Raw genomic sequence first — 20413 nt, 5'->3', positions numbered from 1 at the left:
TGGTGTAATGGAGGTGTAAATAACATGTTCAAGTTTGAGAAAGAACAGAGTGTCTGGGATTTTAACGGCACCAAGATCGGTGGACAGCCCGGTGAATACCCGACCGTATTGGGTGCTTCAATCTTCTACAACAAGCAGGAGATTGTCCTTGACGACAAGACAGGAAAGATCGACAAGGTAAAGGCAGAAGCACTCTGGAACCGCTGTCAGGAACTCTCCGATCTGACCGGTGTTCCGCATTTCATCCAGATTATTGCGGAATACGGGGAAGCATTCGAGAGCTACTTCTCGTGGTTCGACAGTATCGACAACAAGACTGCATTCCTGATGGACTCGTCGGTCCCCAAGGCGCTCGCCCACGCGTGCGAGTACGTGACCGAGGTAGGACTTGCAAACCGTGCGATCTACAACTCGATCAACGGTTCAATCCTGCCCGAGAGCATTGAGGCACTCAAGAACAGTGACGTCGATGCAGCCATCGTCCTTGCGTTCAACCCCGCAGACCCGTCCGTTGCCGGCCGTGAGAAAGTGCTCACCGAAGGCGGCGTAGCAGGACAGACCAAGGGTATGCTCGAGATCGCAGAGTACTGCGGTATCAAGCGCCCGATCCTGGATACAGCGGCAACCCCGCTCGGCCTCGGCTCCGGTGGTTCCTACCGTGAGATCCTCGCCTGCAAAGCCATCCACGGATACCCGACCGGTGGTGCATACCACAACATGACGGTCTCCTGGACCTGGCTCAAGCGCTGGAAGGGTACAAGCAAGACCCCCTCCGTGCAGGCAGCAGGCTACAAGGGCAAGGATGCACTCCTCGAACAGATGAGCCACCACTACCTTGGCGGCATGGACGGCATGAGGCAGGCAGCATGGTCTGCACCCGATATCGGCTGCAACATGATTGCAAGCACCCTCGGTGCCGACCTCATCATGTACGGACCTATCGAGAACGTTGAAGCAATGATCACCGCACAGGCCTACTCGGATATCACTATCCTTGAGGCAACCCGCCAGCTTGGCGTCGAGTGCAAATCGGAAAGCCACCCGATTTTCAAACTTATCTAAATCTATTTTTTTCTTTTGGGTTTTTTCTCTCAAAACTACCTTAAAAAAAGAGATACCATGTCCGGCACCAGGGGCCGGCAGGGATAGCACGTTTCCTTTCTAGGCGCCCATTACACGGCTGCGGCTCTCTTTTGCTTCCGCGGTCCGGCCCATGCGGTCGAGGACATCGGCGCGGTTCTTCCAGGCAAACGAGTTGATCGGGTTGAGGCTGACGGCCTCGTCGAAGGCGGCAAGCGCCTCGGCGTTCCTGCCAAGGTTTACGAGGGCAATTCCTTTGGAGACCAGCGCCCGGATGTTGATGGTGCCACCTTTGAGCGTCCGTTCGAAGCAGGCAAGGGCGTCTTCGTACCTCCCGAGCGCGTTTAAGGAGTAACCCTTGTTTGCCATGGCGAGAAGGTTCTCGGGGTCGAGGGCAAGGACACGTTCGAAACAGGCGATGGCTTCGCTAAACTGCCCGGACTTGCGCAGGGTATAGCCCTTCTCGAACCAGGCCGTGGTGAGGTGCGGGTTCTTTTCGAGCGCGAGATCGTAACAGGCGAGGGCATCCTTGTGCCGGCCGAGCATGTAATAGACCTCGCCCTTTTGTTCGAGCGCGGTGGTGTTCTGTGGGTCTGCGACAAGGATCTTATCGTATTCTGCGATTGCGTCGGTATACCGTCCCACCCGGGCCAGGTGGCGTGCCGTTTCAAGAAGTGCGGAGCTGTCCATATCCCATCATAGAAGTGATACGCACAGGATCTGATAAAGTGCCCGGCCGGGAAAAAGGGGGAGGATACCGTAGGGCCCGGGGTTACCCGCGGCGGGCCGGCCGCGAGAGCAGGAGACCGGCCACGGCAAGGACGGCAATGACCGGAAGGAGACCCGGCAGGGGTGCCCGCGTTGTGGCAGAGGCACGGGCCGTTGTCAGGGGGTTTGTGGGCGGGGCCTGTGCTGTCGGTTCCAGGACCGGGGTCGTGGGAACGGTGGGCGCCGAGACCTTTGCCGAGGGGAGCGGGGTCGCACTCGTGGGGGTTTCGGTCGAGCTGTGCCGTTCCGGGTTTAAGGTGTAGGACACGCTGGAGCTCCCGGTGCGGGAACTGTCGTCCTTGAGGTACACTGATAGGGTCTTGTACGAGTTGCTGCCCCCGAGGTGCGCATAGTCAACGGGCTCCATGGTCACGTAGACCAGGTACGTGCCCGGGTCGATATCGTTCCAGATCCTCGACGTGTCCCATTTCATCGACCACTGCTGGCTGCTGTCGAGCGGAACAATCGTGAAATGTCCCTGGTCGGCACGCAGGCCGGTATCGGTCAGGGTCACGCCGTTTGCGGGCAGGCCCGGGCCGGTCATGAAGAGGTAGACCTGACTGCCCCCGCCATAGGAGTAGCCGTGCAGGTCGATCACGTCGCCGAGGTAGCCGGTATAGTATTCGTCGGCGGCAAAGGCGCCGGGCAGGAGGATGACCGCGGCACAACAAACAAGCGCGATCACGGCGGCCCGCGAGGGATGGAAACATCCGGGGAAGTTCAGGCTCATTGATGAAAGTAAACTGTCGGGGGGTATATTTATTTCGGGAGGGATCCGACGGAACGGTACGGGAAACCCGCGTCGGAGAAAGGAGCCGGGCTAAAATGGGGAAGCAACGGGGAAGATTACCGGGTAAAAGAAAGAACGAGAGGTGAATGTCGTGGCACGGAATACCTGAAATCAGGACACATGAAGCAGGAGGTACAACGCAATAATCAGACTTTTATCTTCCCTGCATTCAGACCTGAAAGGTAATCCTGCTCTGGAAAGAGTAGTTCCAAAAAAAGGTAATGCACATGGAGATCACCTTCGCATAAAGATAGTATATCGAAAAAAAGGTAACCGCGAAAAACATCACGCTTATATTCACGATAAGGCCGCTTGTAGAAACAATGGCAAAGAGGAAGAACTGCCAAATGTACTGCTTGTTTACGTTATGGAACGTGAAACGCTTGTTGAGAGTGTAACTCACGATCATACCGCAGATATAGGAGGCAGCTGCCGAAAGGAGATACCATATCCCGAAATACTCAGTAAAAACATAAAGGAGACCTAAATCGACAAGGCTGGCTATGATACCAACCTGAAGAAAAGAAATCAAGGTCCCCAAAGGGAGACGGGGCGGGATTTTTTTCGCGAGGATCTGCACCATTCCGGAAGCTTGCAAAGGTTTCATGAGGTTTAAAGCGCACCGTTGCAGTCATAAAGTGCATACCGGGATCGTAACAACAGGCTCTCCCTGCTTCCACTCCATTCTGATACAGGAACACTCCTGCAGTGTTCCGATACCAGCGTATAGATCGCAGCATTTTGAGGATTGTCTCTTACTCCATTGGACATTCTCACCTGAGTAAAATCCGTTGTGGGAACAAGAAAATATCTCACGGTTCCATTGTGAACCAGACCGGGGATTTTATCAACGGTAAGAATTTGATCTGCCCCAAAATAGCCCCCCAGTGCCATGACCGGCTTTCCGGTCCTGACAATCAGGGATCCCCCGATATCCATACTTGCAGGCACTGCAGCGAGGTAGGTAGCATTGTTCTCATGGGAGAGCAGAAAGTCGGCTAATGCCTCCCCGGAATTGTCCGATGCAGATACGGTCATAAGGGGAGCACAGGACCATCCTGCGGGAGCAACAAGGAGAACTGCAATGGCAATACATACCACGGACAGGGTAACTCCGGAGGTGCGCTGAATTTTGTTTATCCGCAGATATGTCAGTATCGCCACGCAAAGAACACCCCCGAACAGCTCAAGCCCAAGAAGCACACCGTTTACCAGAGGATCATAAATAAAAAGTCGCGATTCCATCCAGATCTGCACCAGACCGGTTACCAGAACCGCAATAATTAGCACCCATCCGGTAAATCGATCACTTTGGTATTCGCGATACATTGTCACGGCACCTATTCCGACAAGTCCGGCAAGGGGAGGTGCAATTGTGGCCAGGTAATACATACTCCAGTGTCCCTGTGTAAAGCTGAAGTAGAGCAGCCCCGGCAGCAACCAGAGGCAAAGCGCAATAAGGGTGATTCCTTTTTCTGAAAAGAAACCGGCATTTCTGATACCTGCAGGTGTGTACGATACCGGCCACCACCACCATACAAATAAGCTGATCAGAGCAAAGGGTATCAGCCAGCTGAAATACGTGTCAATTCCCTGACTGAATAAACGAAACAGACCTGCAGGAGGGATGTTAGTATCTGGTTCTTCACCCTGAAATGCTTCTGCACCATTGTGACCCACCATCAATCCGATAACAGAATTGTCACCGCTACCGCCAATATAGGGGCGCTGATCGGCAGGTACCATATCCACAGCTATCGCCCATGAAAGCGAGACCGCAGCCAGTACCAGCAGCGCGATGGCGAGATGAATAATCTTCTGTCGGGAGGGAAACGCATCACCGAACAGATAGATTGCAATGATGGCCGGAACAACCACGAGCGCCTGAACCATCTTGATGTTGAACCCGATTCCAAGACAGATAAATGAAAGAACAAGGAACCAGAACGAATTATCGCGCGCCGCTTTGAGCGCAACCAAGATCGCCAGCAGGATCACAAAAATCAGCAGGGGATCCAGGATGTTGCTTCGTGCAGTGCTGACAAAAGCCGGAGTTGTCGCAAGGACAAATGCTGCAATCAGACCGGCGGGTTTTCCAAACGACCGTTTAACGATGAGGTAAATGAGCCCAACCGACCCGATGCCTGCAAGGGCCGAAGGGAGCATTACCGACCAGTTGCTGAACCCGAACATTGCTGCGCTTGCGGCCTGGACCCAGAGACCGACAGGAGGTTTGTCAACGGTAACAAATCCAGCCGCATCAAATGAGTTAAAAAATGCGATGCCGGGATTTGCAAGCATGCTCCGCACTGCTGCTGCATAATACAGATTTGAGGGGGTATCCCAGAGGTTCCAGAGGTTGAGGAACCCGGCGAGGCAGATAATCCCTAAAAGGATTATTTCGGCCCAATATTTGCGTATTCCATCTATTCTCATATTCGTATTCCAGACGGTACAGAGTTTGCAGTTTCCTTGTTGAGACGGGAGTTAGGAAATAGTATAGACCAGTGTAAGTCTCCCAAAGATAAATTATCGCCCAATAAAACGTGGCAGTTACTGCAGGTAGGATTTTTTATTCTGTATCCGAAAAATAAACCAAATCGGCTTGCATGTGAATGATTATGTTATTCGATTTATGCAGCACCGATACAATCATACAGGTTGTATAATGAATAATCCGTAGACTTCCTCCTCCAGTCTGTGTCGGGGACGAGCATACAATGATCCTCTACCCAGGAATAAATTGCTGCATTTTCCCCATAACCTCTGGCCATTCGGTAATTAATGGATGTGTTTTCAGGAAGGAGAAAAAAATACCTAACCGTTCTATTCTTCACAAGACCTGGCATCTGGTCAATTGAAAGGATCCTATCTGTCCCAAAATAACCGCCTACTGCCATAACGGGTTTGCCGGTATCAACGCTTAAGGAGCTTCCAAAATCAAAACTACTGGGTACTGCTGCTAAAAAGGTAGTATTTTCCGAATGAGACACGAGGAAACCCTCTAATTTACTATCAGTCGAATTTGCAGCAGGATGCAACTCAATTACTGAAAGACCGGACCATACAACCGGGGCAACAAGAAGTGTCATAACTGCAATACCTGCAATAACCGTGGATTTCCTGACAGAAGGGTTTGTTCCGGGTTTTATCCGCTGCCAGGCAAGGAGTATAGAACAAAATATACCTCCCGCCAGAAGAATAAGGAGCACCCCATATATTTCTGGATTATAGATCCATATCTTCCTGAAAATAAAGATCTGAAGAAGTGCCGTTACAATTATTGCCACAACAAGCAACCATCCCGTTACACTATCTTTGAGGTAATTTGTGTACATCTCCACCACCCCTATTCCGATAAGGCCCGCCAGTGGAGGAGCAATAGTAGCCAGATAGTACGCAAGCCAATTTCCATGCGTGAAACTAAAATAGACCAGCGCCGGTAACAGCCAGAGACTGAGGGCTATCAGTGTGATCCCTTTCTCGGAAAAGCGGTCGGAACTTTTCAGGCAAGTAAGTGCATGGGAAAAATGCCGCCGATCACACCATACAAACAAACCGATCAGGGCTAACAACAACAGCCAGGAAAATTCAACATAGAGGTTGTACTCAATGAGACGGAGTGGCCCCGGATTACCAATTCCATCTAATTTCCAGACATTTTCATCAATGACAAAGGCCTCTTCCCCATTGTGGCCGAGTATCAACCCCATGATGGAATTATCCCCACTCGTTCCGATGTAGGGGCGTTGGTCGGCAGGTACGGCATCAACGGCTAGCGCCCATGAAAGAGAGACTGCTGCAAGCACAAGCACTGCAAGGGCAAGATGAGACAGTTTCCGGCGCAGGGAACCTGTGGTTCCCAGCAGATAAACTGCAATAATGGCTGGCACAACAACAAATGCCTGTATCATCTTGATATTAAACGCAATCCCCACAAGGACCATGGACACTAAAAGAAGACTCAGGGACTGGGCTCGTGCAGCCTTGAGTGCTACCCATAGTGCCAGCAGTACCACAAATATCAGTTGGAGATCCATGGTGCCCATTCGCGAAGTCGTAACAAAAACCGGGGTTGTTGCAAGAATAAATGCGGCGATCAATCCTGCTGGTTTCCCAAACGGACGTTCGATGATGAGATAGATCAGAAATACCGATCCAATCCCGGCCAAAACCTGTGGCAAGATCAGAGCCCAGCCATGAAATCCAAAAAGTGCCGCACTTGCGGCCTGAACCCAGAGACCAACCGGAGGTTTGTCTATAGTGACAAAACCTGCTGCATCATAGGGATTGAAAAATGCTAGCGGGGGGTTCGTAAGCATTGCCTGAACCGCAGCTGCATAATAGGGGTTTTCAAATCCCGCATACCAGAGGTTCCAGAGATTGAGAAAACACGCTAAACCAATTATACCTGCAAGGGTGATCTCGGCCCAATATTTTGTCAGCCTGATATTGTTCTTCGGCAACTTGTCACCTTCTCTAGGAGATATGCAATTCGGTCAGTACAGCCGGTAGATGAAAAAGCCGTCCTGCCGGTGCTCTTCCTGGTCGTAATCGGCAAGCAGGTTCTTGCGGTTGCCATACGAGAGCATCCGCTGCCGGAGCGGCTCCATGCCGCAGGTATGGTAGATCAGTTTTTTGATCTCCTCGTTGGCCTGCCGGATCTCCTTAGTTTTGAGTTTTCCCAGGAGATCCGCCGGGTAGGCATTGATATCGAAATAGGCAAAGAGGGTCTCTAAGGAGATCAGCCAGAGCTTGTCCTGCACGGCATTCTCTGCCGCCTTGGTGGCTTCTTCATCGGTAAGAACGAGGTATGCCTCATCGTTCCCATGGAAGAATGCCTTAAAGCCGTACAGGTGGCCGTTCGAGACACGGAGCTGGGATTTATCCACATTGAGGAACCGGGCAAGCGCTTCGTGCTTCTGCTGCATTGCCGGATCCGGACTCTTGTGCATAACCATCACCCTTCCCCCAAAAAAAGAGGGAATCAGATACATCCGTATAGTTGCACATTCAGCATGGACGTGTACGGTATTAAGGCACGCCCTTTTTTACCGCGTGGTAAAAAAGGATCGTGCCGGAGAGAACAGCACCCGGGACGTTACGGGATATAGAGCGGTTCAAAGCCCTGTTTTAACACCTTCCCGAACCGGACGGAGATTTTCGGGTCCTGTGCGCAGACCGGGCAGGAATAATCTTCGGGGAGATCCTCAAACCGGGTACCGGGTTTTATCCCCCGGTGGGGTTCGCCGCGGTTCTCATTGTACACGTACCCGCAAACCGAACAGATGTACTGGGTGGGGACCCATTCGTCAAAGCCCCATTTCCCGATCTTTCCTTTTCCCTGGTACCCGCAGACCGGGCAGACATAGTCCTCAGGCAGGTCTTCAAACGGGGTTCCCGCGGGAATCCCGTGCTGCGGTTCTCCCCGCAGGGGGGAATAGATGTACCCGCAGAGCCGGCAGCGGTACCGCATGAGCTTGTATACCGGGACCTTCTTTGCGGCTTTTTTTGCGCCGGCCCGCTTTTTCGGATCGCTGCTCTTTGGGGCGGCAACCGTGGTCTTCTTTCTTCCAATCGCACTCTTTGCCGTGGTCACCGGCTTCTTTGCCGGCGGAACCCGGGGTTTCTCCGGGATCGTTACCGGGCGCACCCGGGGTTTTTTCGCCTTTGCTTTTGCTGTGGCAGATGCAGATCCAGCCATACCTGATATCCTCCTCTCGTGCCGGGCCCGGGTTCCGGACTGCTATGCCGGGAACCGGCGCCCGCATTAACGGAGGATGGCCGTTCCCGGGTAATATATATTGTGAACGATACATACCGGCGAGGGGAGGGACAACCGCCCGGTTTATTCGTCCGGACTGCCCATGATCAGAAAGGAAAAGTATGGCAGCTGACCTCGTATCCAGTATCATCTACGCGTTTGCGGCGCTCTTTGTGATCCTCGACCCGATCCTCTCGGTCCCGATCTTTGCCGGCATGACCAAAGGGCAGACCTCAAAGGAGATCCACAAGCAGGCGTTCATCGCCGTTGCCGTGGCCGGCATCCTGATGTACATCTTCCTGGTCTTTAACACGGCCATCTTCAATGTCCTGGGACTCACGCTCTCCACGTTCCAGGTTGCCGGGGGCATCCTGCTCTTTTTGCTCGGTATGGAGATGGCGCTCGGGATCGATCTCTGCAAGTCCAAGGACTCGATGCCCACCGCGGCCGGTGTGGTCATTGGCACCCCGATCCTCTGCGGGCCGGGCGCGATTACCACCGTGATGCTCCTTTCAAAAGACTACGGCATCCTCGTCCCCTTTATTGCGATCACGCTCTGTCTTGCCGTTACCTGGATCATCCTCTACTACTCGGCTGCCATCCAAAATATCCTCGGGACCGTGATCACGGATATCATGGGACGGGTTCTCGGGATGCTCGTGGCGGCAATCGCCATCAAGATCATCTTCTCGGGGATCATCGGGACGCTCGGGTTACCGATCGTCATATAAAAAAAAGCATTTTTTTAGCGCCGGATCGAGAAGACCTCGACCATGTGGTGGGGGTGGTACCGGAGTTTTGCCTCGCGGAGGCCGGCAACGCCGAGGTCGCTCTCGCGGTTGATGTACTCGACTTCCCCGGCAAGGACCGTAGCGGTCTCAGCGTTTATCGCCTTGTAGATCCCTTCGCAGTCCGGCAGCCCTTTCTCGAAATGTACGAGCGCCGTGTCCGCGTTCAGGCGCTCAAAGAGGGAGATGGCACCGACCTGCCCGTTCACCCGGATCAAAAGGCCCCGCAGGGGAAGCTCGGTGAAATGGTCGATGGCGTAAAAGACCGCCTCCTTTTCATGGGCGAGCACGAGATCGTTCTCGCACCCCTTCCACTCGCACCACTTCACTAAAAATTCCATTACCTCGGTGCGGTTTGCTGCCGTGACCGGCTCGACCGTGTGCCGGCAGTTTTTGCGGAACTTGTGGATCTGGCTGCGGATCTTGAGGTAGTTCTTGCCCGGGAGTTCCGCAAGATCGAGCGCACGGTACACGTACTCGAAATGGTCCCGGTCCGGGACGATCGTGATGGAGGGATCGAGGTCGCGGATCCACTGGGCGGTTGCCGGGTCCAGGACCACAACCGGCGTATCGTCGCCGTACTCAAACGCGAAACGGATCAGGTCTTTCATGAGCGCGGGATCGCGGGGGCCGATAGGCGGCCGGAACCGGGTGGCGCCGGCGATCGTGCTTGCGAGGATCACGTTCCCGTTCACGTACGCGTACCGGTACTGAGCGAAGTGGTTCCAGCAGACCATATTGGTAAACGTATTATCGCTGTGGGTCTGCGGGTACTTTGCGTAGTGCGCCTCGAAAAACGCCCGGTCCGCAAGGGTCACGGGCCGGAAATCCTCCTGGGTGAGCATCAGGGTTCACCCCGGTACATGAGCGGGACGTGCCCTTTCATGGGCAAAAACCCGAGCTCCCGGTAGAACGGTTCCGAGCCGGGCTCGGCAACGAGCGCGATCCACGAGAGCCCGGCCTCTTTGCAGGCCGAGAGGAGCGCTTCGAGCAGGGCCTTTCCCGCGCCCTGCTTCCGGTAGGCCGGGAGCACCACGAGGTCCTGGATATACGCGTCAGAGACGCCATCCGAGATCACACGCCCCATCCCCACCGCCCGGCTGCCCGTCCCGTCGAGGGCAACGGCAAATGCAAAACTGCCCCGGATCAGCCCGGGAATTTCGGCCGGATCGTACTCGTCCTTCCACCAGCCCCCGGCCCGGTAGAGTGCAACGATCTCCGCGGCATCCCAGGACCGGACAAGGGATATGCGGATACCTCCCTCGCGGGAAGTCACTTATGCGCCTCCTTTGGGGGACTGGCATGCATAAAAAGAGGTCTCTGGCTTTACAGATATACTATCGGGTGCTGGCATTTCCGGTCATGCCGCGTTCTTTGGCGCGGTTAACCGGGCAATGGCAGTATCGACAATCGCACCGAGATCATTGATCCCCCAGTGCTGGGTATTCAGGATGATGTGGTAGATCGAAAGATCCCCGATCTCGATCTCGTAGTACTGCCGGTACCGGACCGCTTCGCAGTGCTCGCGTTCGAGCGTGATCTTCTTTGCCGTCTCAAGATCGGCGATCTGGTCGCGGAATACGATCCGTTCGAGCCGGCACTCGATGGGGGCAAAGAGCCAGATCTTAAGATCGGCCTTATCCACCATCCACCCCGAGAGCCTGCCCTCGACAATGATATTGTCTTTTGATTCGGCGATCTCTTTTTGCCGGGCGTCGATCATCTTGTCAAAGGCAGGATCCTGTTCGGCAAGCCTGCCAAACTCGGCAAGTTCCATGTTGTGCTCTTTCGCACACTGGCGGAAGACCTCCCCCGCCGAGATCATGGTAAAATTGTGGCGCTCTGCAAGGTACCGTGAGAGCGAGGTCGTCCCGCTGCCGGGAAGCCCGCTCACGGTGATCCGCATCAGATCCCCCCGATGTTGAGGGCCTTTCGGATCACCTGGCTGACGGTGATCGAACAGAGCATGTACCAGACGATCCATGCCGGCAGGATCCAGAACATCGGGGCAGTCAGGCTGATCGCCCCGGCCTGGTAAGGCAGGGTGATCGTCTCGTTGGGCAGCTGGCTGAGCCGGTACAGGAGCCAGAAGAAGATGGGAACGGTCAGGACGAGGATGTACGCCATGGGCTTGAACTGCTGCTGGGAGAGTTCGAGCTGCTCCTTCATCATCCGGTCCTTTTTCGTATCCATTTTCTTGATCTTCTTCTCGTCCTTGGAGAGCAGGGCTTCGCGGTACTCTTTCTGGAAGCCCTTCATCCGCTCCTGCACTTCGTTCATCCGCTCGTAATCGATCGTGTACTTCTGGATAATGGACGAGTACAGGCCGGTCGCTGCCGAGAGAATTACGATCAGGATGAAAAACGGTATGCCAAACGTCTCCACAAGCGGCGCAAAGACCGAATCAAGGGCCTTTCCGACGCCGACCCGCAGCCACTCGATACTGTACGAGATCATCATCGCAAACATGAAGAGGAGTGCGACGTATAACCCGTACTTGTCCCAGAACTTGCCAAAATCCATGACGTCACCCTAAAGAAGGAATTTACCGGAGGACATCGGCCATCTCTGCCGCCGCAAGGTCGAGCAGGTGGTCGGGATTGGTGATGATCTTGATGGTACAGCCGGTCATCATCGCGTATGCCGCGGCGATCGACCGGTTGAATGCCTGGTGCTCGGCAATGGAGCGGGCGCCTTCCCTGTCACGGTTGCGCGTGTCATCGGAAAGACGCCGCATGAGGATCTGGTCATCGTCGGTTTCAACAAGGACGATAATATCGGGCATGATCTCGCGGAGCACCCATTCCGGGAGCCCGGCGAGATAGCCCTTGGGGGTTTTGACCGATGCGTGCGTGTCGATCATGACATTGCCGGGGATCTTTGCGATCGCCTGCGCAGCCCGCTGCTGGAGCCTTTTCTGGTCGGCGCGGTCAAGCGTGCGCATCTGGTCGCGGTCTGCCACGAGCCCCTCGTTTTTTGCAACCTCGAACATGAAGGTGCCAAAATTGATGGGCTGGTAGTCTACCCCTTCGCTCTTTAACTTCTGTAATGCCTCGTTGATGACCGTGGTCTTACCGACACCCGGTACACCCGTGATGATGACCTTTTTTCCTGCTGCCATTGCCTCTCACTTGCCTGTTTACTACTCCTTGCCAAAGAATGTCCGCATGAACGGATACATTTCCATGATCTGCTGACTGGCTATCTCTTCGTACAACCGGTACGTGATACTCACCGTCAGTAACAGCCCCGTACCGCTCACAGAGCCGATCACACCGAAGAGGTTTGCGACCACACTCAGGATACCGATGAACACACCGCCGATGATGGTGACACGGGGGATATACCGGTCCAGGTACTTCTCAAGCACCTGCGGATTTCTCCGGTACCCGGGAATAGACATCCCGGACATCTGGATCTGCCGGGCGACATCCTTTGAATCGAGACCTGCGGTCTTGATCCAGAAGAGCGCGAAGATCGCACCCCCGACAACCATGAATGTGACATCGATACCCATCCTTAAGAGGACTTCCCAGGGGGCGTGACCGAGATCGGTCGTCCACCACATCCAGTCGGACGGGCCGTTAATAGGCGCTAAGAAGTACATCAGGCCGTTCTGCGGTGTCTGGCCGTTAAAGGTACCAAAGATCGTGATGCCGATGTTGGACAAAAACATCCCTATCATCTGGATGTTTGCCTGGAGCACACGCACGAGGATCATCGGCAGGACACTGGCGTAGATCAGTTTTACCGGGAACCGTGCACGGGCACCCCTGACCTGCGCGTGGGCAAGCGGGATCTCGATACGGGTGGATTCCACGTATACGATGATGAGGAAGATGATGATAGTCGTGGCAAATGCCAGAAGATCCTTGCCAAAGTACTGGATGAAATTGGCGCCATCGAGCAGGACGGAGAACAGGCGCGGGAAGAACCCGACCGGGTAGGGATCGCTTACTGGGAACCAGTTGACGAACCCGTTCACGAGCGCCTGCGAGATACCGGCGATGATAAAGAGACCAACACCGGAACCGATACCCCACTTGGTGACCACTTCATCCATAAAGACGACGAGGATACCACCGATACAGATCTGGATGAAGATCAGCAGAGAGACGGCAAAGAGGTTGCCACCGAAGAACTGTGCCGCGATCGCCGGATCGGGTTTCATGAACCCGCCGATGAGGTTCGGCGCAGCTTCGATCAGGATCATGACGATGATGAGGATCTTCTGGAGACCCATGTATATGACCTGTCCGCGGGCCTCACTCGTATCGATATGGAGGATATCGGCACCTTTCAGGAGCTGGAGCACGATGGATGCCGTGACGATCGGACCGATACCGAGGTGAACGATCGAACCGCTCGCACCGGCGAGCAGGGCGCGCCAGTACATGAACACATCCTGTGAACTGGATGCAAGTCCGAATACCGGGATATTCGTGAGCGCGAAATACAGAACTAAGATTCCCAGTGTCCACAACAGCTTGTTTTTGAAGTGGACATGCCCCTCCGGGCTCTTGACTGCGGGCATCGCAGCAAGAATGGGTTCCATTCGATCCAGCAGGTCTCCCATTATTTCACCAAAAAATTACTTTTTTAGTGGATCAGGCAACCTGCGCCTTTCCACCAGTCTTCTCGATCTTTGCCTTGGCCTGCTCGGAGTATGCCGCTGCGGTAATGGAGAGTTTCTTTGTCACTCTGCCGCTGCCCAGGATCTTCTCGATCCCGAGGTCGGCAGCGTTGAGGACAATGGTGTCTCCTTCCTGCTTGGCAATTCCCTGCGCGAGAAGCGAAGGTACGATCTGGTCGATAATCCCGACATCCATAGCGGAAACCGAGACCGCAGGGTTATGGAAGAACCCGTTCTTGCCAAAGACCGGGCCTCCGAACTCCTTATACCACCTGACAAAGTGGTGGGCATTGATGCCTGCGCGACCCCTTCCGCCGCGGTTACCTGCACCCCGGCGGTTCTTGTGGGTTCCGCCGCCGCACGTCCGCGTTCCGCGGTATTTTGAACGTTTGTTGGTTGGCATCTCTTCACCTCATCTTATAGAGGAGAGTATTGATCTCCGGACCATAATAGCCAAGCGCTCCACCCTGAACATGCGTGCGCTTCGTGGTCTTGTACCCCTTCCGTGGCGGGTGAAGCCGGAGGACCGGCTTGAGGCCAGGGATATCGCGCAGCCGGGTCTCGCCCTTGGCAAGAGCCTGGGCGAAATCGACGATGCTGCCAAAGGTCGAGTTGGACTTGATGTACTCGTCCGTTAACGGTGCGTCACCGATAACACGGCCACGGGTCGAAAGCAGGGTCTCTAAGGTCGCTGCATCCACTTCGCCGTACGCGACATAGTCCTTGACCTTGCGGATCATCCCGAGGTTTTCGGGAGTGTCTGCCACAAGCACGCAGTGGTTGATGTGGTGCAGACGGAGCATCTTTAAGGTGTCTTTGATGTCCTTGCGCGTGTTGACCACGCCGCGGACCTGCACGACTGCGTACATTTACTCCGACCTCCCGGTGCGGATCATGTTGGTTTCTTTTAATGCGTTGAACGTTGCCTTGGCGAAGTTAATCGTCGTGCGGGTCTGTCCGCGCGCAAACGTCCATGCATCCTTGATCCCGGCGAGTTCGAGCACTTTCTTGCTGATATCACCGGTGACAAGGCCGATACCCTGCGGGGCGGGCTTGAGGGTGACCCGGACACTGCCGGCGGTTCCCTGGACTTCCCGGGGGATAGAGTGCAGGACATTGCACCCGCATTCCCAGCTGCCGCACCCGCGGCCCACCTTGATCAGGTTCATCTTTGCTTTTGTGATTGCTTTCTTGATCGCGTCGCCGACCTGGACATCTTTTCCCTGGCCAAAGCCGATGTACCCGTTCCGGTTGCCGACGATAACGACGGCACGGAACTGGACCCGGCGGCCTGAGTCGGTCATCCTCTGCATCATGGCGATGTCAAGGACCTCGTCTTCGAGGTCCGGGAGGAACATATCAACGATCTCGGGTTCCTTGATCGGCCGGCCGCTCTCGAGGACCTGATCAATGCTCTTGATCTCTCCTGATGCGACCTGCTTGCCAAGACCGGTGACCGGGCGCCATTCTGCCTTTTCGTATGCCATTTACACCAGCTCCTTCTTTATGGCGGCTGCCACCTGCTCGACATTCTTGACGATATCTTTGGCTTTATCGTTGTAAGCCGCGATATGCTCACCCTTGAGACGGTCCTCGGTGGGGAGGATGCTCTCGCCGTACGGGATCTCGAGGCCGGCGTCAACAGCACCTTTCAGCGCCGCAAAGACCCGTGCCCCGGGAGTTGCCCGGGCAAGGCCGATATCGAGGATTGCACGGTCCTGTCCTGCCTTCTTTGCCTTTGCGGCAAAGAGCATGCCGGTCAGGTATGCTGCGGGGGTGTTTGCCGTTGCCCCGGTGTATCCGTACTTTTCCAGTTCGGCCGAATTTGCCGATACAAGGGTCTTGTCCCCGTCCATCTCGGCAGTGACCAGCTGGACGATAACATGCCGGTTTGTCCGCCGTACAACCATACGGGGTGCGTCGGCGACAACGAGTTTGGTTCTCTGGTAATAATCGGTTCTGCCTTCTCTCCGCCTGCGGAAAGCGACCAGATACCGTGGTCCGGTTGCCATGTTACTTCAGCCTCCCGGCGATGATCTCCATCTGAGCTTTCATGTGTGCGACGCTCCGGAACTGCCCGCCGGCTGCCTTGCGGTAGAGCACGCGGTAGAGATGGGAGTCGATCGTCTTTTCTTCGCGGAGTGCGACGAGTGCTTTCCTGATGGCGCGGATCTTCTGGATCCATGCCTGCTTGCTCGGAGTTCTTGCACCCTGTGCACCTTTGCGTTTCCCGGCACCCTTGCGGTGACCGTATGACCGCTGCGCGGTGCGCGCGCGTGCACGGCCGCGGCTGACGCCCTTCTTCTGGTGCGCCTTGATAACGCCCTCGGTGATAAGACCGCGGAGGTCTTCGCGCGAGATGGCGTTCTCGATGTCGGAGAGACGCTCGGGGTCGAACCAGACGCGGTTGACACCGCACTTGAGGAGCGATGCTGCGAGGCGTTTCTGGCCGGCTACATCAGTCATTCTTCTTCACCCCGGACGATTTCTTCTTTGCACCGGTCTTGTCTGCTGCCGGCTTCTTTTCAGGAGCTGCTTTCTTTGCAGGGGCCTTTTCAGCTTCCTTTGCCTTGGGCTTTGCTGCGGCCTTCTCCTCTTTCTTTACCGGCTGCTTTGCGGCAGGTTTTGCAGACTTGGAAGCAGACTTTGCTGCCGGCTTCTTCTCTTCAGCGCCCTTCTTCTTGGCATCTTCTGCCTTTGCTGCGCCCTTCTTTGCCGGAGCCGCCTTTTTCGCGTCCTTCGTCTCTTTCTTGTCCTTTGCCGCTTCTTTCTTCTCTTCGGCAGGCTTCTCCTTCTTCACGAGGTCCTTGATGACCTTCGTATTAAGGATCTTAAAGCCGGCCGCTGCTGCCTTTTCCTGAAGGGCCTTGCGCTTGCGCCCGCCGACGCCGGCTGATATCCGGATCGCCTGGGTCTTTATATCGAGTTTCTCGAGATCTTTTTCCGAGAATACCATCACTTCAAAGAACCCGCTGGGGTGCATGCCGCGCACTGCTACCGGGCTTCCATATCCCGGCTTGGGCAGTGCTCCCTTTGCCTTTTTCTGTTCCCGCTGCTTGTTGTGCTGTCCGCGGGGCTTTCTCCAGGAATCGGAGAGCTGTGGTTTTGTACCAAACCCGCTGCGCTTGAAGACAGCACTCTTCTCTGTGCGCACACGGATCAGTCGCTTGGTTTCCGTTGTCATTGATCAGTTCAGCCCCTGTGGACCATGTATACTCCGTCCTGGAAGACCCGCGGGTCCCGGTAACGGATATGGGTTGCGTGCTCGATGTTTGCCGCAGTGTTCCCCACCAGTTCGCGGTCGATGCCGGTCAGGATGACCTCGTCGTTTGCGATCTTGGCGGTTACGCCATCGGCGATATCTGCGTACCGTGCCTTCTTCTCGCCAAGGAAATTGGCGATCTCAAGGCGCTTCCCCTGCAGCTTGAGCTGGATCGGGAAGTGGCTGTATACCACTTTCATACGGTATTCGAATCCTTCGGATACACCGCGGCACATGTTCTTTGCATGTGCCTCGAAGGTGCCCACCATTGCGGTGATAGCCTTACGGTCCGACTCGGTTGAGATGTGGATCTCCTTGTCGTCGCAGGTAACGGTTACCTGGGGGAACCGGACGCTCCTGACGAGCGTGCCCTTGGACCCGGTAATCGTAAGCTGCGATCCCTCGAGCTTGACTTTGACGCCCTCGGGGATCTTGACTTTTCTTATGCTTGCCATGATTCACATCTCCCCTTAGTAGACATACCCGAGCAGTTCGCCGCCGATGCCTTCCTGACGTGCCTGCATGTGCGACATAACGCCGCGCGAGGTCGAAAGGATCATGAGCCCGAAGTTCTTGCCGGGCAGGTACTGCTTCTCCCAGAATTCCATCTCATCCAGCTGGACCGAGAAACGCGGGCAGATAGCGCCGCATTTGTTGATCTTGCCGGTGAGGTGCACCTTGAGCTGGCCGCCGCGGCCGTCCTCGATGAACTCGAAACCGGAGATGTAGCCGGCTTCCTGCATGATGCGCAGCATTGCGCCGAGGAGCTTGCTTGCGGGTTCAATGGTAACCTCGGATTTACCGGTGTCGCCTGCGTTCTTTAACGCACTCATCCCGTCTGCGATGGTGTTTAATCGTGTCATCTTGCTCACTCCCTTAGTTCATCTTCTTAAAGCCCATCTTCTGTGCCCACTCACGGAAGCACTGACGGCAGAACATGATGTGGTACCGGCGGACAAGCCCCTGCTTGCGCCCGCACATCTTGCACTCGTTCGCACCGCGACCGTAGATCTTCTTCCTTTCGCCACCCATTTAGCGCACCTCCGCCGAGTATTCCTCCTTGAGGAACGCGATTGCATCTTCCTTTTTCACGCGCTGTTTCTCGGGCAGCTTCTTCTGCTGCATTCTCCGGCGGGTGATCCTGATGCCGTTCCTTTCCAGCACGACATTGACATCCATCCCGAAGATACCGATCTGCGGGTCGTAGGACATGCCGGGGAAGTCGGTGTGCTCCTCGATACCAAACGAGAAGTTCCCGCTCTTGTCGAACTGGCTCTCAAAGACCGTCTTGTTGACGATAGTTAAGGCCGTCTTTAAGAAGTCCTCGGCCGGCTGGCCGCGGAGCGTGACCTTGCACCCGATCGGAGCGCCCTTCCTGATGGAGAACGCCGGCTGCGTCATCTTCGCGATGGTGCGGATCGGGGTCTGCTTGGTGATCGTCTTCATGATATTCTCGGCCTTGACGAGCCTTTCACCGCTCTCGCCGACACCCATGTGGACGACAACTTTGTCGATGTGGACATTACGCATTGCGGTCACTGTTCAAGCCCCCAGCTGGTCTTTGAGACGGTTTCCTTTCCGACCATGTAGATATAGGGCGTGATCGTGTCGAAACGCTCCTTGGTCTTCTCGTCTTCAAGGATAACCTTGTTCGGGACGCTGCCCGGCGTATTGATGATCTCGACAATACGGGCAACCTTGCCGGAGTGCTTGCCGCCGATGATCGTCGCCATGTTGCCTGTCGCGAACGGGAAGTGCTCGAGGATCTTAAACCGGTCCTCGGGTTTGAGCGAGATAACGATCGAATCGTTGGACTTGTAGGTGTTGTCGGCAAGGATGTTTGCGCCGTACCTGAGGTTGAGCTGAACCTTGCCGCCGGAAACAACCGTCTTGTTCTCGATCTTGCACAGGCGCTTCTGGGCTGCCTCTGCATCGATCTCGACCGTCTTGTGCCGGCCCTTGAGGTCCCGGAGGATCCTGAAGTACTTGCCGACCCGGGGAAGGGCGATGACATCGAAGATGCCGATCCCCATCTTGGGGTCGCGGCAGGGTTTGCCGTTGATGACAACATCCTTCTGCTTGAGGATCTGCTTGACTTCCTTCATGGTGCGGGCAAGGCCCTGCTGGTCACGGAGCCAGACTGCGACCGGCATCGCGTTAGCATTGTGCGGGCCGGGTGCAGTCTTTGCCACGAACGTCGTGGTCTTCTTCGTGATATGCCAGGAGTCGGGCGCGTTAAGCCTCTTTAAGTGATCTGACATTACTCCTTACCCCCAAGTTTTTCAACGCGGCGCTTGTCATCGAGCTTGAGCTTGGTGATCTCCACCTTGGATGCATCGACCGGGCGCGGGACCTCGGTGCCGTCAACCTTCGTGGATGTGACACCGTGCACGATGAGTTTTGAGTTGGTAGTGTCGACGCCGTCGACAACTCCTTCCTCGCCGACATGGTCGCCACGGGTGATCTTAACGGTGTCACCCTTAACAACGCGCAGGGTCTTCTTGGAATATTTTTCCTTGAGCGCGTCCGAGAGCGGCGCGTTGAGGAATTTCGACCTCATGTGTGCGGGTGCATCGTACCGCGCCTTTCTCTGTTTGCGCGGCTGTGAACTGATTACTCTGACCATATGTTTTCCCCCTTACACAATGATTGTCGCCATGGACCCGAGCTTCGGGTACCGTTCTGCCACTTCACGGGCGACCGGTCCCTTGATCTCGGTTCCTTTGGGTTCGTTCTTTTCATCCACAACGACTACTGCGTTGTCGTCAAAGGAGACACGGAGCCCGTTGGGGCGGCGCATTTCCTTCTTCGCGCGGATGACTACTGCCCGGACGAGTTTCCTCCTCATGTCGGGAGTGCCCTTCTGGACACTGGCCGTGCAGAGGTCCCCGAGACCCAGTTTGGGCTGGCGGCGCCGTACACCGTGGTAGCCAAAGACAGAGATGATCTGTACTGTCCTTGCACCGGTGTTATCTGCGCATGCAAGCCGGGTTCCGGTTGCAAGCGATCTCGGCGTCTTAGACTGCTTTGCCTTCATGGCTGCTCCACCTCGACAACAACATACGTCGTGCTCTTCGAGAGCGGTCTGCATTCAGCAATCTTCACAAGGTCCCCGACTTTTGCCTGGATGCAGGGGGGGTTGTGGGCGTGGATTTTAGAGATGCGCTTCTCGTACCGGTTGTACTTCCGGACGTAGTGCAGGTAATCCCGGGCAACCACGACCGTTCCCATCATCTTGTCGCTCACGACCTTACCGGTGATCACCTGGCCGCGCACCGGTAAAGTGCCGTGGCACGGACAATTAACGTCCTTGCACTCCTGTTTTGGG

Annotated in this window: 29 protein-coding genes; 2 read left to right on the top strand and 27 right to left on the bottom strand. The window is 55.4% G+C overall.

Annotated features, from left to right (window positions below; genetic code table 11):
* The first annotated feature begins 24 nt into the window (after positions 1 to 24).
* Positions 25 to 1062, top strand: coding sequence for a tetrahydromethanopterin S-methyltransferase subunit H (gene mtrH / locus BP758_RS06815; protein ID WP_292370045.1), 1038 nt, complete (start codon positions 25 to 27; stop codon positions 1060 to 1062).
* 99 nt (positions 1063 to 1161) lie between these two features.
* Here mtrH and BP758_RS06810 read toward each other — a convergent pair whose 3' ends face one another.
* From BP758_RS06810 to BP758_RS06780, 7 genes are all read right to left on the bottom strand, one after another.
* Positions 1162 to 1770, bottom strand: coding sequence for a tetratricopeptide repeat protein (locus BP758_RS06810; protein WP_292370043.1), 609 nt, complete (start codon positions 1768 to 1770; stop codon positions 1162 to 1164).
* An 82-nt stretch (positions 1771 to 1852) separates the two neighbouring features.
* Positions 1853 to 2578, bottom strand: a complete 726-nt coding sequence (locus tag BP758_RS06805; RefSeq protein WP_292370041.1) for a hypothetical protein — start codon at positions 2576 to 2578, stop codon at positions 1853 to 1855.
* A 229-nt stretch (positions 2579 to 2807) separates the two neighbouring features.
* Positions 2808 to 3221: a GtrA family protein gene (locus tag BP758_RS06800; protein ID WP_292370040.1), complete on the bottom strand. Its 414-nt coding sequence runs from the start codon at positions 3219 to 3221 to the stop codon at positions 2808 to 2810.
* A gap of 29 nt (positions 3222 to 3250) precedes the next feature.
* A complete protein-coding gene (locus BP758_RS06795) occupies positions 3251 to 5074 on the bottom strand; it encodes an ArnT family glycosyltransferase (protein WP_292370038.1) in 1824 nt (607 codons plus the stop codon).
* A 197-nt stretch (positions 5075 to 5271) separates the two neighbouring features.
* Positions 5272 to 7104, bottom strand: a complete 1833-nt coding sequence (locus tag BP758_RS06790) for a glycosyltransferase family 39 protein (RefSeq protein ID WP_292370036.1) — start codon at positions 7102 to 7104, stop codon at positions 5272 to 5274.
* Positions 7105 to 7137: 33 nt separating this feature from the next.
* The gene (locus BP758_RS06785; protein ID WP_292370034.1) at positions 7138 to 7593 is read right to left on the bottom strand and encodes a hypothetical protein; all 456 of its coding nucleotides are present in this window, start codon (positions 7591 to 7593) and stop codon (positions 7138 to 7140) included.
* Positions 7594 to 7739: 146 nt separating this feature from the next.
* Complete coding sequence (locus BP758_RS06780) at positions 7740 to 8342, bottom strand: rubredoxin (RefSeq protein ID WP_292370032.1); 603 nt, start codon at positions 8340 to 8342, stop codon at positions 7740 to 7742.
* A 182-nt stretch (positions 8343 to 8524) separates the two neighbouring features.
* On the opposite strand from BP758_RS06780, the gene BP758_RS06775 reads away from it, so the two are divergent.
* The gene (locus BP758_RS06775; protein ID WP_292370031.1) at positions 8525 to 9133 is read left to right on the top strand and encodes a MarC family protein; all 609 of its coding nucleotides are present in this window, start codon (positions 8525 to 8527) and stop codon (positions 9131 to 9133) included.
* A 14-nt stretch (positions 9134 to 9147) separates the two neighbouring features.
* Here BP758_RS06775 and BP758_RS06770 read toward each other — a convergent pair whose 3' ends face one another.
* The 20 genes from BP758_RS06770 to BP758_RS06675 form a co-directional block, all read right to left on the bottom strand.
* Complete coding sequence (locus BP758_RS06770) at positions 9148 to 10035, bottom strand: DUF2156 domain-containing protein (RefSeq protein WP_292370030.1); 888 nt, start codon at positions 10033 to 10035, stop codon at positions 9148 to 9150.
* Complete coding sequence (locus BP758_RS06765; protein ID WP_292370028.1) at positions 10035 to 10466, bottom strand: GNAT family N-acetyltransferase; 432 nt, start codon at positions 10464 to 10466, stop codon at positions 10035 to 10037. Before BP758_RS06765 ends, BP758_RS06770 begins: the two co-directional genes overlap by 1 nt.
* A gap of 84 nt (positions 10467 to 10550) precedes the next feature.
* Positions 10551 to 11096: a (d)CMP kinase gene (gene cmk, locus BP758_RS06760; protein ID WP_292370026.1), complete on the bottom strand. Its 546-nt coding sequence runs from the start codon at positions 11094 to 11096 to the stop codon at positions 10551 to 10553.
* Positions 11096 to 11713: a DUF106 domain-containing protein gene (locus BP758_RS06755; protein WP_292370024.1), complete on the bottom strand. Its 618-nt coding sequence runs from the start codon at positions 11711 to 11713 to the stop codon at positions 11096 to 11098. Before BP758_RS06755 ends, cmk begins: the two co-directional genes overlap by 1 nt.
* A gap of 22 nt (positions 11714 to 11735) precedes the next feature.
* Positions 11736 to 12311: an adenylate kinase gene (locus tag BP758_RS06750; RefSeq protein ID WP_292370022.1), complete on the bottom strand. Its 576-nt coding sequence runs from the start codon at positions 12309 to 12311 to the stop codon at positions 11736 to 11738.
* A 21-nt stretch (positions 12312 to 12332) separates the two neighbouring features.
* Complete coding sequence (secY, locus tag BP758_RS06745) at positions 12333 to 13766, bottom strand: preprotein translocase subunit SecY (RefSeq protein WP_292370021.1); 1434 nt, start codon at positions 13764 to 13766, stop codon at positions 12333 to 12335.
* A gap of 31 nt (positions 13767 to 13797) precedes the next feature.
* The gene (locus BP758_RS06740) at positions 13798 to 14226 is read right to left on the bottom strand and encodes an uL15 family ribosomal protein (RefSeq protein ID WP_292370019.1); all 429 of its coding nucleotides are present in this window, start codon (positions 14224 to 14226) and stop codon (positions 13798 to 13800) included.
* Positions 14227 to 14230: 4 nt separating this feature from the next.
* The gene (locus BP758_RS06735) at positions 14231 to 14692 is read right to left on the bottom strand and encodes a 50S ribosomal protein L30 (protein WP_292370016.1); all 462 of its coding nucleotides are present in this window, start codon (positions 14690 to 14692) and stop codon (positions 14231 to 14233) included.
* Positions 14693 to 15310: a 30S ribosomal protein S5 gene (locus BP758_RS06730; RefSeq protein ID WP_292370014.1), complete on the bottom strand. Its 618-nt coding sequence runs from the start codon at positions 15308 to 15310 to the stop codon at positions 14693 to 14695.
* Complete coding sequence (locus BP758_RS06725) at positions 15311 to 15835, bottom strand: 50S ribosomal protein L18 (RefSeq protein ID WP_292370012.1); 525 nt, start codon at positions 15833 to 15835, stop codon at positions 15311 to 15313.
* A 1-nt stretch (position 15836) separates the two neighbouring features.
* A complete protein-coding gene (locus BP758_RS06720; RefSeq protein WP_292370011.1) occupies positions 15837 to 16289 on the bottom strand; it encodes a 50S ribosomal protein L19e in 453 nt (150 codons plus the stop codon).
* Positions 16282 to 17007: a 50S ribosomal protein L32e gene (locus BP758_RS06715; RefSeq protein ID WP_292370009.1), complete on the bottom strand. Its 726-nt coding sequence runs from the start codon at positions 17005 to 17007 to the stop codon at positions 16282 to 16284. Before BP758_RS06715 ends, BP758_RS06720 begins: the two co-directional genes overlap by 8 nt.
* Before the next feature lie 8 nt (positions 17008 to 17015).
* A complete protein-coding gene (locus BP758_RS06710; RefSeq protein ID WP_292370007.1) occupies positions 17016 to 17540 on the bottom strand; it encodes a 50S ribosomal protein L6 in 525 nt (174 codons plus the stop codon).
* Positions 17541 to 17555: 15 nt separating this feature from the next.
* The gene (locus tag BP758_RS06705; protein ID WP_292370005.1) at positions 17556 to 17948 is read right to left on the bottom strand and encodes a 30S ribosomal protein S8; all 393 of its coding nucleotides are present in this window, start codon (positions 17946 to 17948) and stop codon (positions 17556 to 17558) included.
* A 13-nt stretch (positions 17949 to 17961) separates the two neighbouring features.
* Entirely contained in the window at positions 17962 to 18117 is a 156-nt protein-coding gene (locus tag BP758_RS06700; RefSeq protein WP_012106085.1) for a 30S ribosomal protein S14, read from the bottom strand.
* Entirely contained in the window at positions 18118 to 18615 is a 498-nt protein-coding gene (locus BP758_RS06695) for a 50S ribosomal protein L5 (RefSeq protein ID WP_292370101.1), read from the bottom strand.
* A gap of 5 nt (positions 18616 to 18620) precedes the next feature.
* Positions 18621 to 19346: a 30S ribosomal protein S4e gene (locus tag BP758_RS06690; RefSeq protein WP_292370000.1), complete on the bottom strand. Its 726-nt coding sequence runs from the start codon at positions 19344 to 19346 to the stop codon at positions 18621 to 18623.
* The gene (gene rplX, locus BP758_RS06685) at positions 19346 to 19711 is read right to left on the bottom strand and encodes a 50S ribosomal protein L24 (RefSeq protein WP_292369998.1); all 366 of its coding nucleotides are present in this window, start codon (positions 19709 to 19711) and stop codon (positions 19346 to 19348) included. Before rplX ends, BP758_RS06690 begins: the two co-directional genes overlap by 1 nt.
* 12 nt (positions 19712 to 19723) lie before the next feature.
* Positions 19724 to 20122, bottom strand: a complete 399-nt coding sequence (locus BP758_RS06680) for a 50S ribosomal protein L14 (RefSeq protein ID WP_292369996.1) — start codon at positions 20120 to 20122, stop codon at positions 19724 to 19726.
* Positions 20119 to 20413 (bottom strand): 30S ribosomal protein S17 (locus tag BP758_RS06675; protein WP_292369994.1); only part of this gene is annotated, 295 nt, incomplete at its 5' end. The genes BP758_RS06675 and BP758_RS06680, both read right to left, overlap by 4 nt.

The organism is Methanoregula sp. UBA64 (assembly GCF_002502735.1).
Classification (GTDB): domain Archaea; phylum Halobacteriota; class Methanomicrobia; order Methanomicrobiales; family Methanospirillaceae; genus Methanoregula.
The sequence above is the reverse complement of the archived record's forward strand: the minus strand, read 5'-3'. Positions and strand labels throughout refer to the sequence as shown.